The 11,505-nt window shown below is 68.8% G+C and carries 12 protein-coding genes and 1 pseudogene; 2 read left to right on the top strand and 11 right to left on the bottom strand.

All coding sequences use genetic code 11. The features are described 5' to 3' along the window. Positions 1-45: 45 nt before the first annotated feature. The 10 genes and pseudogenes from NV348_RS13445 to NV348_RS13490 all read right to left on the bottom strand — a co-directional run bounded on the left by NV348_RS13445 (position 46) and on the right by NV348_RS13490 (position 10,054). Positions 46-477 (bottom strand): PIN domain-containing protein, encoded by a 432-nt coding sequence (locus NV348_RS13445; protein ID WP_447147240.1) that lies wholly within the window; start codon positions 475-477, stop codon positions 46-48. Further along, on the bottom strand, positions 468-674 hold the full coding sequence (locus tag NV348_RS13450) for a DUF2191 domain-containing protein (RefSeq protein ID WP_447147241.1): 207 nt from the start codon (positions 672-674) through the stop codon (positions 468-470). The genes NV348_RS13445 and NV348_RS13450 overlap by 10 nt, the downstream gene beginning before the upstream one ends. A gap of 71 nt (positions 675-745) precedes the next feature. Further along, positions 746-1,354: a TetR/AcrR family transcriptional regulator gene (locus tag NV348_RS13455; RefSeq protein ID WP_447147242.1), complete on the bottom strand. Its 609-nt coding sequence runs from the start codon at positions 1,352-1,354 to the stop codon at positions 746-748. 4 nt (positions 1,355-1,358) lie between these two features. Then, on the bottom strand, positions 1,359-2,141 hold the full coding sequence (locus NV348_RS13460; RefSeq protein WP_447147243.1) for an enoyl-CoA hydratase family protein: 783 nt from the start codon (positions 2,139-2,141) through the stop codon (positions 1,359-1,361). Positions 2,142-2,350: 209 nt separating this feature from the next. Beyond that, positions 2,351-3,511, bottom strand: coding sequence for an acyl-CoA dehydrogenase family protein (locus NV348_RS13465; protein WP_447147244.1), 1,161 nt, complete (start codon positions 3,509-3,511; stop codon positions 2,351-2,353). Further along, complete coding sequence (locus tag NV348_RS13470) at positions 3,508-5,277, bottom strand: ATP-binding protein (RefSeq protein WP_447147245.1); 1,770 nt, start codon at positions 5,275-5,277, stop codon at positions 3,508-3,510. The genes NV348_RS13465 and NV348_RS13470 overlap by 4 nt, the downstream gene beginning before the upstream one ends. Before the next feature lie 67 nt (positions 5,278-5,344). Continuing rightward, a pseudogene (locus NV348_RS13475) lies at positions 5,345-5,584 on the bottom strand (biotin carboxylase N-terminal domain-containing protein); the annotation flags it as partial. A gap of 11 nt (positions 5,585-5,595) precedes the next feature. Then, positions 5,596-7,194 carry an acyl-CoA carboxylase subunit beta gene (locus NV348_RS13480; RefSeq protein ID WP_447147246.1) on the bottom strand — a complete coding sequence of 533 codons (1,599 nt, stop codon included), beginning with the start codon at positions 7,192-7,194 and terminating at the stop codon, positions 5,596-5,598. After that, positions 7,191-8,342 (bottom strand): acyl-CoA dehydrogenase family protein, encoded by a 1,152-nt coding sequence (locus NV348_RS13485; protein ID WP_447147247.1) that lies wholly within the window; start codon positions 8,340-8,342, stop codon positions 7,191-7,193. The genes NV348_RS13480 and NV348_RS13485 overlap by 4 nt, the downstream gene beginning before the upstream one ends. After that, positions 8,339-10,054 (bottom strand): acyclic terpene utilization AtuA family protein, encoded by a 1,716-nt coding sequence (locus NV348_RS13490; protein WP_447147248.1) that lies wholly within the window; start codon positions 10,052-10,054, stop codon positions 8,339-8,341. Before NV348_RS13490 ends, NV348_RS13485 begins: the two co-directional genes overlap by 4 nt. A gap of 85 nt (positions 10,055-10,139) precedes the next feature. Here NV348_RS13490 and NV348_RS13495 point away from each other — a divergent pair, with 85 nt between their 5' ends. Both NV348_RS13495 and NV348_RS13500 read left to right on the top strand, forming a co-directional pair. Beyond that, positions 10,140-10,283, top strand: a complete 144-nt coding sequence (locus NV348_RS13495) for a CG2302 family histidine operon protein (protein ID WP_218722217.1) — start codon at positions 10,140-10,142, stop codon at positions 10,281-10,283. A gap of 101 nt (positions 10,284-10,384) precedes the next feature. Then, the gene (locus tag NV348_RS13500; RefSeq protein WP_447147249.1) at positions 10,385-10,699 is read left to right on the top strand and encodes a hypothetical protein; all 315 of its coding nucleotides are present in this window, start codon (positions 10,385-10,387) and stop codon (positions 10,697-10,699) included. 2 nt (positions 10,700-10,701) lie between these two features. Here NV348_RS13500 and NV348_RS13505 read toward each other — a convergent pair whose 3' ends face one another. After that, complete coding sequence (locus tag NV348_RS13505) at positions 10,702-11,469, bottom strand: adenylate/guanylate cyclase domain-containing protein (RefSeq protein ID WP_447151024.1); 768 nt, start codon at positions 11,467-11,469, stop codon at positions 10,702-10,704. Positions 11,470-11,505: the final 36 nt, after the last annotated feature.

Raw genomic sequence — 11,505 nt, forward strand, 5'->3', positions numbered from 1 at the left:
TTCGCTGCTTTCGCGTTCACAGAGACGACGCCGCGGGGTGGGACATCAGGACTCTTCGAGACTCCCCCGTGGCGCGATCCATCGGTGGTTGAGATCGACGACAGCGGCGACGGCTTCGAAATCGGCGTCGTAGTGAACCAGAACCAGGCGGTGCTCTACCGCCAGGACCGAGGCGAGCAGATCGTGGATGCCGACCGACCGATGCCGGCCAGACCGTGCCAGCTCACGCTGCACGACGAACGCACTGTGCCAGTGTTCGTCATTGGTGGGCAGATACTCGTAGGCTGCCCGTCTGCGAAACCGGATCTCCTCGTATTCGGCGGGACTCCGGGCGCTGTACAGCGCTTCCGAATCCAGCGGTCCGCAGGTGGCGACCAGCCCCGCCTTGATCAACGGAGCGAGTTCGGCGGCGACTCCCGGATGACGCATCCGCGCGGACGCGCTGGTGTCGATCAGGTAGCGAGCCGTTATCGCCATACGTCGTCGCGCCGATCCTTGTCGGCCATCTCGGCCAGACCACCGTTGATCAGCCATTCGACCTCGCGAGCCCGAGCCCGAGCGACCACAGCCGAGTTCAGCGCGGCGCGAACGGTGTCGGAGACGCCGGAAGTGCCCAGCGCGTCCTGCGCGGACTCGAGCAGTTCGTCGTCGATCTCGATCAGCCGTTTGGTCATGTCGCAGTCCTCGATATATCCCCCATGCGAGGAGTATATATCCGGAACTGCGCAGGTCACAAGGGCTGTAGTTAGGTGTTCAGCGCCGAATGCAGGGTCGCCGCCCACTGGTCGACGATGAGTTTGCGGCGCGCCGAGTCATCGGTGAGGACGTCGGCCAGGCCGAGTCCACGGGCCAGGTCGAGGGTCGCCTGGACCAGGTGATGGTTGACCGGATCGGAGTCGTCGACACCGAGCGCTTCGACCGCGCGCCGATGCGTGATCCGGCCGAACCGTGCCTCGAGCGGGACGATGCGTTCGCGCAACGCGGGATCGGCGGCGGCGTGCGTCCACACCTGGAGGGCCGCTTTGAACAGCGGCGAGGTGTAGGACTCGACCAGACCCGAGACGACGGCGCGGGTCCGGCCGACGCCCTCGGCGACCGCGCTGATGGTGGCGGCCTCGGCGGCCGACTGATCCATCCTGATGTCGAACATGTACTCGAGCGCGCCGGTGATCAGGTCTTCCCTGGTGGGGAAATGGTGCTGGGCGGCGCCGCGCGACACCCCGGCCCGTTCGGCGACCACCGATACGGTGGCGGCTGCCCAGCCGGTCTCGGCCAGGCAGTCGATGGTCGCCTCGAGCAGCCGCTGCCGGGTGGCCCGGCTGCGGTCCTGCTTGGGTTCGTGGGGTGTCGCCATCGGACTATTGTGCCCAGCTGGGCGGACGCTTCTGGAAGAAGGCGGTCATGCCCTCGATCACCTCGGGGGTGCCGAAGAACCCGGCCGAGCGCTGCGCGAGCTCCTCGGCCTCGGCGTCGAAGCGCGCGAGCAGGGTCGCGTTGACCAGCTTCTTGGACTCGGCCAGCCCCTGCGGCGAACCCTTGCGCAGCTCGCCACACAGGCGCTTCACCTCGGCGGCGGTATCGGCGGCGGCGATGGTGACCAGGCCGATCTGCTGCGCGGTGGCGGCGTCGAACTTCTCGCCGGTCAGGAAGTAGCGGCTCGCTGAACGCTGGTCCATCCGTGGCACCAGGGTGAGCGAGATCATGAACGGCGCCATCCCGATCCGCACCTCGGTGAGCGCGAAGCTGCTGCCCGGCCCGGCGACGACGAGGTCGCAGGCGCCGATGATGCCCATGCCACCGGCGCGCACATTGCCGTCGATCCGGGCGACGACCGGCTTGGGCGAGGCCAGGATGCCACGCAGCACGTCGATCATCACGCGAGTGCGCTGATCAGCCGCGGTCGCCGGATCGGCGGTACTGGCCTCTTTCAGATCGGCGCCCGCGCAGAACGTGTCACCGGTATGCGCCAGCACGATGCCGCGCACCGCGGGATCAACGTTCGCCGCGTCCAGTCCAGCCAGCAGCTCACGCACCAGCTTGGACGAGAGCGCATTGCGATTGTGCGGGGAATCGAAGGTCAGCGTGGCAAACCCGTCGACGACCTCGTACCGGACAAAGGGCGCAGCCTGAGGATCACTCATCGAACCCACCTCAACCTTTCACTAGATCGAACTCAACCTTGACCGCACTCCCACCCCCACACCCGCGACCCCGAGGAGCGGCGGCCACGCAGTGGCCGGTCGCGGCCGGGTCGCCGGTCAGGCACCGTTTCGCAAGCGACGAAGGAGCAAGAAACGGTGCCTGACCGGCGGCCCCTCAGGGCCGCGACTCGAGCGCGCCAGCGCTCCAACTAATACGACCGAGGAAGCCCGAGCGAGTGCTGGGCCACGAAGTTCAGGATCATCTCCCGGCTGACCGGGGCGATGCGCATGATGCGCGCCGCCTGCAGCATCGCCGAAAGCCCGACCTCCTTGGTCAGACCCGACCCGCCGTGGGTCTGGATCGCCTGGTCCAGCGCCTTGATGCTGGCCTCCGCGGCCGCGTACTTGGCCATGTTCGCGGCCTCGGCGGCGCCGAACTCGTCGCCGGCGTCGTAGAGGGTCGCGGCCTTCTGCATCATCAGCTTGGCCAGTTCCAGCTCGATCTTGATCTGCGCGAGCGGATGCGAGATGCCCTGGTGCGCGCCGATCGGCGTCTTCCAGACGGTGCGATCCTTGGCGTATTCCACCGCGCGGTCGATGGCGTAGCGGCCGAGGCCGATCGCCATGGCCGAGCCCATGATCCGCTCGGGGTTCAGGCCGGCGAACAGCTGCGCGATCGCGGCGTCCTCGGAGCCGACGAGGGCGTCGGCGGGCAGGCGCACGTCGTCGAAGAACAGGGTGAACTGGTTGTCCGGCTCGATGACGTCCATCTCCTGGACGTTCTTCACCAGGCCGGGCGCGTCGACCGGGACGATGAACAGCGCCGGCTTGAGCTTGCCGGTCTTGTGGTCCTCGGTGCGCGAGACCACCAGGATGGCCTCGGCCTGATCGACACCGGAGATGAAGATCTTGCGGCCGTTGAGGATCCAGTCGCTGCCGTCGCGGCGGGCGGTGGTGGTGATCTGGTGCGAGTTGGAGCCCGCGTCGGGCTCGGTGATCGCGAAGACCATCTTGGCCGAGCCGTCGGACAGCTTGGGCAGCCAGGTCTGCTTCTGCGCGTCGGTGCCGTACTTGGTGATGATGGTGCCGCAGATGGCCGGCGAGACCACCATCAGCAGCAGGCCCGCGCCCTGGGCCGAGAGCTCTTCCTGCACCAGCGCCAGCTCGTACATGCCCGCGCCACCGCCGCCGTATTCCTCGGGCAGGTTCACGCCGAGGAAGCCGAGCTTGCCTGCCTCGTCCCACAGTTCGGTGAGCGGCTCGTTCTTGCGCGAGAGCGGCAGCACGTAGTCGCGGTAGTTGTACTTGGTCGCCAACGCGGCGACCGCCGCGCGCAGCGCCTTCTGCTCTTCGGTTTCGTGGAAGCTCATGCCTGCTCCTGCTCTTCTTCCTCGACGACGGCGAGGACGGTTCCGACCTCGACCTGCTGGCCGACGGTCACGTTCAGTGCACTCAGGACGCCGGTGGCCGGCGCGACGATCGTGTGCTCCATCTTCATGGCCTCCAGCCACAGGATGGGCTGTCCGTGCGTGACCTGGTCGCCCTCGGCGGCACCGAGGCGGATCACGCTGCCGGGCATGGGCGCGAGCAGCGAACCCGCCGCGACCTGCTCCGACGGGTCGGTGAAGCGGGGCAGCCTGCGCGCGGCGACCGGGCCGAGCGGCGAGTCGACCGCGACGAGGTCGCCGTAGCGGGCGATCTCGAACTGGCGGCGGACCGGACCGCGCTCGCCCGGCACCGACAGCACCACGCGCTCGGGCGCCACCGAGATCAGCTCGAGGCCCTCGTGACCGTCGACCTCGATGCCACCGGCCCTGGTGAACCGGTACCGCACCTCGTGCGTGCCGCTGGTGCGGCTCTCATAGGACTTGCGCTGCGGCTGCGAGGCCAGATTGCGCCAGCCACTCGGGGCGAGCTTGCCGAACCGGTTCGTGGTGTGCGCCAGCGCCGAATCGGCGAGGGCGGCGGCCACGATCGACAGCGCTTCATCGGCTTCGGACACCAGCGGCGCGGACAGCGCGGCCAGGTCGTGGGTCGCGAAGAACGCGGTGTCGGTGTCACCGGCCAGGAACGCGGGGTGACGCAGCACCCGCACGAGCAGGTCGCGGTTGGTGACCAGACCGTGGATCTTGGCTCGCTGCAACGCCGTGGCCAGCAGATGCGCTGCCTCGGCACGGGTTTCGGCGTAGGAGATGACCTTGGCCAGCATCGGGTCGTAGTGCACGCCGACGACCGAGCCGTCGACGACACCCGTGTCGAGCCGCACGCCCGCCTGCTCCAGGACCGTGAACTCGCCTGCGGTGAACGGGATCTCGATCTTGTGCACCGGGCCGCTCTGCGGCTGCCAGTCCTGCGCGGGGTCCTCGGCGTAGAGCCGGACCTCGATCGAGTGGCCGCGCTGGGCGGGCTGGGTCGCGGGCAGCGGCAGCCCGGAGGCCACCTGCAACTGCAGGCGGACCAGGTCCAGGCCGGTGGTCTGCTCGGTGACCGGATGTTCCACCTGCAGACGGGTGTTCATCTCCAGGAAGAAGAAGTCACCCTTCTCGTCGGCGAGGAACTCGACGGTGCCCGCGCCCTCGTAGCCGATCGCCTCGGCGGCCAGGCGGGCCGCCTCGAACAACCGATCGCGCATGCTCTGCCCGTCTGCGCTGCTCGCGGGGCCTGCGTGGCCACGCTCCGCTACCGCCGCCGGCCCGTGAGCTCGCAGCGCGTCGATCTTCTCGACCAACGGCGAGGGCGCTTCCTCGACGACCTTCTGGTGCCGCCGCTGGATCGAGCACTCACGCTCGCCCACCGCCCAGGTCGTGCCGAAAGTATCGGACATGACCTGGACTTCGATGTGGCGGCCGGTCTCGAGGTAGCGCTCGCAGAACACGGTGGGATCGCCGAAGGCCGACTCGGCCTCGCGCTGCGCGGCGGCGATCTGGTCCTTCAGTTCCCCCAGCTCGCGCACCACGCGCATGCCGCGACCGCCGCCACCGGCGGACGCCTTGATCAGCACCGGCAGGTGCGCCTCGGTGACCTCGGCGGGGTCGAGCTCGGCGAGGACGGGCACGCCTGCGGCGTCCATCATCTTCTTCGACTCGACCTTGGAGCCCATCTGTTCGATCGCCGCGACCGGCGGACCGATCCACACCAGGCCTTCCGGCGTCGAGCACCGACCGCGCGAATTCGGCGTTCTCGGACAGGAATCCGTAGCCGGGGTGGATGGCGTCGGCACCGGCGGAGAGCGCGGCCTCGATGATCAGCTCCCCGCGCAGGTAGGTCTCGGCGGGGGTGTTGCCGGGCAGCCGGATGGCCGCGTCGGCCTCGGCCACGTGCGGGGCCGCGGCGTCGGCATCGGAATACACCGCGGTGGTGCCGATACCCATCCGGCGGCAGGTGGCGAACACGCGGCGCGCGATCTCACCACGGTTGGCAACAAGGACATTCGTGATCGCCATGCTGTCGCGCCTCACATTCGGAAGACGCCGAAGCCCTCGGCGCCCTGGATCGGAGCTGTGTGAATGGCCGACAGGGCCATCCCCAGCACGGTGCGGGTATCGCGGGGGTCGATGATGCCGTCGTCGAAGAGCCTGCCCGACAGGAACATCGGCATCGCCTCGGCCTCGATCTGCGCCTCGACCATGGCGGCGAGACCGGCGGCGGCCTCCTCGTCGAACGGCAGGCCCTTGGCCTCGGCCGCGCCGCGCTGCACGATGGTGAGCACGCCGCCCAGCTGGGCGCCGCCCATCACGGCGGACTTCGCGCTCGGCCAGGCGAACAGGAAGCGCGGGTTGAACGCGCGCCCGCACATGCCGTAGTGGCCCGCGCCGTAGGACGCGCCCACCAGTAGCGAGATGTGCGGCACCGTGGAGTTGGCGACCGCGTTGATCATCATCGCGCCGTGCTTGATGATGCCGCCGTGCTCGTAGTCCTTGCCGACCATGTAGCCGGTGGTGTTGTGCAGGAACAGCAGTGGCGTGTTCTTCTTGTTCGCCAGCTGGATGAACTGGGTCGCCTTCTGCGATTCCTCGGAGAACAGCACGCCGCGCGCGTTGGCCAGGATGCCGATCGGGTAGCCGTTGATCTCGGCCCAGCCGGTGACCAGGCTGGAACCGTAGAGCGGCTTGAACTCGTCGAAGTCGGAACCGTCGACGACGCGCGCGATCACCTCGCGCGGGTCGAACGGGATCTTCAGATCCGAGGGCACGATGCCGAGCAGTTCCTCGGGATCGTAGAGCGGCGAGATGACCTCGGCACGCGGCTCCGGGCCCTGCTTCTTCCAGTTCAGCCTGCGCACGATGTTGCGGCCGATCCGGATCGCGTCCTGCTCGTCGGCGGCCATGTAGTCGGCCAGACCCGAAGTGCGGGCGTGCATCTCGGCGCCGCCGAGGGTCTCGTCGTCGGAGTCCTCGCCGGTGGCCATCTTCACCAACGGCGGGCCTGCCAGGAAGACCTTCGCGCCCTCCTTGACCATCACCACGTAGTCGGACATGCCGGGGATGTAGGCGCCACCGGCGGTCGAGTTACCGAAAACCAGGGAGATGGTGGGGATTCCGGCCGCCGAGGCCTGGGTGAGGTCGCGGAACATCGCGCCACCCGGGATGAAGACTTCCTTCTGCGTCGGCAGGTCGGCGCCGCCGGACTCGACCAGCGAGATCACCGGCAGGCGGTTCTGCTTGACGATCTCGTTGATCCGCAGGGTCTTCCGCAGCGTCCAGGGGTTGGACGTGCCACCGCGCACGGTCGGATCGGGCGCGACGACCATGCACTCGACGCCCTCGACGATGCCGATGCCGGCGATCGTGGACGCGCCGACATGGAAGTCGCTGCCCCAGGCCGCGAGCGGGCACAGCTCGAGGAACGGCGAGTCCTCGTCGAGCAGCAGTTCGATGCGCTCACGGGCGGTGAGCTTGCCGCGCTTGTGATGGCGGGCCACCTTGTCGGGGCCGCCACCGGCGATCGCCTTGGCGAATTCGGCCTCGACCTCGGTGAGCTTGGTGGCCATCGCCTCCGCGGCGGCGGTGTACTCCGGCGACGCGGTGTCGACGGCGGAACGGAAGGTCGTCACGACTGGTACCCCAATACTTTCGACGCCAGCATGGTCAGGATCTCGTTGGTGCCACCGCCGATGCCGATGATGCGCACATCGCGGTAGATGCGCTCCACCTCGGACTCGCGCATGTAGCCCATGCCGCCGTGCAGCTGGACCGCCTGGTTGGCGACCCATTCGGCGGTCTCGACGGCATTGTTCTTGGCGAAGCAGACCTGGGCGATCTGGTTCGTGTCACCGGCGACGAAGCGCTCGACCAGGGCCCGGGTGTAGGTGCGCGACACGTCGACCCGCTGGGCCATCTCGGTCAGCGTCATCTGCACCTTCTGCCTGCTGATCAGCGGGCGGCCGAAGGTCTCCCGGTCCCGGCACCACCGCACGGTCAGGTCGAGGGCGCGCTGGGCCAGCGAGTACGCCTGCACCGCGAGGCCGACCCGCTCGCTGACGAACGCGTTGGCGATCTGCGCGAAGCCGGTGTTCTCGCCGCCGACCAGGTTGGCCGCGGGCACCCGCACGTCGACGTAGGACAGCTCGGCGGTGTCGGAGGCCAGCCAGCCCATCTTCTCCAGCTTGCGGCTGACGGTGAAGCCCGGCGTATCGGTCGGCACGATGATCAGCGAGACGCCCGCCGCGCCCGCGCCGCCGGTGCGGACCGCGGTGACCACGAAGTCCGCCCGCGTGCCCGAGGTGATGTAGGTCTTGGCGCCGTTGATGATGAAGTCGTCGCCGTCGCGCACCGCCACGGTGGTGAGGTGGCCGACATCGGAGCCGCCGCCGGGCTCGGTGATGGCCAGCGAGCCGATCAGGTCACCGCGCAGCGTCGGCACGGCCCATCGGTCGATGTGGTCCTGATTGCCGGAAGCGATGATGTGCGGCAACGCGATTCCGCAGGTGAACAGCGACGCCCACAGGCCGCCGGAACCACCGGCGAGATGGATCTCCTCGCCGACGATCATCGAGTCGACGATGCTGCCGCCCTCGCCGCCGGCCGATTCCGGGTACTCGATGCCGAGCAGGCCGAGCTCACCGGCCTTCTTGTGCAGCTCACGCGGCAGGGCGCCCTCGCGCTCCCAGGTGTCGAGGTCGGGCAGGATCTCCCGCTCGACGAACCCGCGCACGGTGGCGCGCAGTTCTCTACGTTCCGGCGTGTCCCAAATTGTCGTCATGCGAACAGCTCCGTCGGCATATCGATGTGTCGGGAGCGCAGCCATTCGCCGAGCCCCTTGGCCTGCGGGTCGAAACGCGCCTGGTAGGCGACGCCCTTGCCGAGCAGGCCGGAAATGATGAAGTTGACGGCCCGCAGGTTCGGCAGCACGTGCCGGGTGACGGTCAGCTCGGCCGTCTCGGGCAGCAGTTCCCGCAGCTTCTCGACCGTGAGCGTGTGCACCAGCCAGCGCCACTGCTCGTCGGTGCGGACCCAGACACCGATGTTGGCGTCGCCGCCCTTGTCGCCGCTGCGGGCCAGCGCGATGGTGCCGAGCGGCACGCGGCTGGTCGCCGACGGCGGCAGGTCGGCGGGCAGCTCGGGCTCGGAAACCGGTTCCAGCACCGCGGTTTCGGCGGCGGGCGCGATCGCGACGCGGGTGCCGTCGGCCAGCACCGCGGTGTGCGGCACCTCGTGGGCGTCGACGAAGCCCGGCGTGAAGACACCGTAGGGCGAGCCGTTGCCCGGCAGGGTCGTGAAGGTCGCGCCCGGGTAGCTGGCCAGCGCCAATTCCACGGCGACATTGGAGAATCCGCGCCCGACCTTGTTCGGATCGGGGTCGCGCACCACACAGCGCAGCAGCGCGCTGGCCTGCTCCTCGGTGTCGGCGTCGGGGCGGTCGAGCCGGGCCAGGGTCCAGGTGAGCTCGGCGGGCCTGGCGGGGAGCCAGGCCTCCAGCTGCCGTTGCGCCAGTGCGGCTTTGGCCTCGATCTCCAGGCCGGTGAGGATGAACTCCATCTCGTTGCGGAAGCCGCCGAGGGTATTCAGCGAGACCTTGAGCTGCGGCGGCGGCGCTTCCCCGGTGACGCCGCTGATCAGTACCCGGTCCTTGCCCTGCTGGCTCAGCTCGATGCTGTCCAGGCGGGTGGTGACGTCGGGGCCCGCGTAGCGCACGCTCTGGATCTCGTACATGAGCTGGGCTTCGACAGTGTCGACGGTGACCGCGCCGCCGGTGCCGTCGTGCTTGGTGATGACGCTGGAACCATCGCGGCGGATCTCGGCGATCGGGAAACCGGGGCGGCTGATGTCGCCGAGTTCGGTGAAGAAGGCGAAGTTGCCGCCGGTGGCCTGGGTGCTGCACTCGATCACATGACCCGCCACCACCGCGCCGGCGAGGGCGTCGTAATCGGCACGGCCCCAGCCGAAGTGGGCCGCGGCGGGACCGACGATGACCGAGGCGTCGGTGACCCGGCCGGTGACGACGATGTCGGCGCCGGCGTTCAGGCACTCGACGATGCCCCACGCGCCGAGGTAGGCGTTGGCGGTGAGCGGCTGGCCGAGGCCGAGGTCGGCGGCGCGGCCGATCAGGTCGTCACCCTCGACGTGGGCGATCTTGGCGTCCAGGCCCAGCTCGGCGGCGACCTTGCGCAGCCGCTCGGCCAGCCCCGCCGGGTTGAGGCCGCCCGCGTTGGTGACGATCTGGACGTTCTTCTCCAGCGCGAGGGCCAGACAGTCCTCGATCTGCTTCACGAACGTCTTGGCGTAGCCGAGACTGGGGTCCTTCATGCGGTCACGGCCCAGGATGAGCATGGTGAGCTCGGCGAGGTAGTCGCCGGTCAACACGTCGAGGTCGCCGCCCTCCAGCATCTCGCGCATCGCGCTGAGCCGGTCGCCGTAGAACCCGGAGCAGTTTCCGATCCGGATCAGGTCCGGGTCCGCCGAGAGTGCACTCATGAACCCCAGGATCACACCGGTTCAGAAAAAAAGCAAGCATGCGTGCTTGTTAATTGCGGGCAATCCACCAGGCAAGATGGAAACCATGTCATCGGTCCTTCTCTTCGCCCTGGCCGGATTCCTGCTCGGCGGCGCCTACACGACCTGGAAGAACAACCGCGCGCTGTCGATCGCCCTGATCGCCGCCGCCGTGCTCGCCGCCGTCGGCGCGGCCCTCTGGCTGCAATAGCCACGCCAAGCATTTCGAAAGCGGCGGGCAAGCCCACCGCGATTAGCTTCGCCCGTCCAGTTGTCCGGCCAGATGGCCGCCTCGAGTCGGGGGAAGCATCCATGTTCGATTGGTACGTCGGTCTGCTCGCGTTCAGTGGCATCGCGATGATCGTGATGGCGAACGTCAAGAGCGGGCAGGGCGAGTTCGCCCGGGTCCTCAACGCCGTGTTCGGCATCGGGTTCCTCGGTTACGCGGCCTACCTGGCGTTCTACTTCGACGGCGGCAGCTACCTGATCTTCTTCCAGGCGTTCATCCTGCCGGTGCTGCTGGCGATCAACTTCGTGAAGTCGACGAACTGGTCCGCGCTGACCACCAGGCCGACTCCCACCCAGCAGGCCTGGCGCGCCTACCAGCGCGAACAGCAGCGCGGCTGAGTTCAGCCGGGGATGCTGAGCTTGAAGATGCGGACGTCCTCGGGGACGCCGTTGAGCGGGGCCGCCCAGAAATTACGTTTGTAGGGCTTGACCGTCGCGCCCAGCTCGGCGAGGGTCTCCGGGCGCAGGGCGGCGAGGGTGGTGCTGGACAGCATCGTGTTGCCGTTGCCACCGGCCTCCATCATGCGGGCGGCGATATTGACGTCGACGCCGAGCCAGTCGCCGCCGATCTCGCGGGGAGAACCGGTGTGCAGGCCGACCCGCATGCGCGGCTTGTAGCCCTCGACCTCGACCGCGGCCAGATTGCGCCGGGCGGCGACGGCGGCGCGGACCGCGCGATCGGGCGACGAGAAGACCGCCATCAGGCCGTCACCCATGCGTTTGACCACCTGACCGCCCCGCTCGGCGATCGGCGGCTCGATGGCCCTGGCGACCTTGCGCAGCAGTTCCAGGGTGCGCTCGTCGCCCGCCGACAGCGACCAGCTGGAGAACGCCACCAGGTCGGTGAACACGATGGTCACCTCCTCGGTGCCACGCCCGCGACCGATCCGCTCCAGCGCCGCCTGCCACACCTGGAGCGCACCGAATCCGATCTCCCTGGCCGCGCTGGGGGTGCCGCCGACGATCTTGTCCGCGGCACGGGCGACCGCGCGGGCGCCACCGGGACCGGAGACCGAGAGCGGATCACCGAACGCCGGGTCACCGGGAAGCTGATGGCGCGCCTTCCGCACGGCACCGATCACATCGGCCCGCCGATTGGCCGCCTGCAATTTCGAGGAGAACTGGACACGCCGCCGACCGGGTCG

Source organism: Nocardia fodinahabitans, from assembly GCF_052983615.1.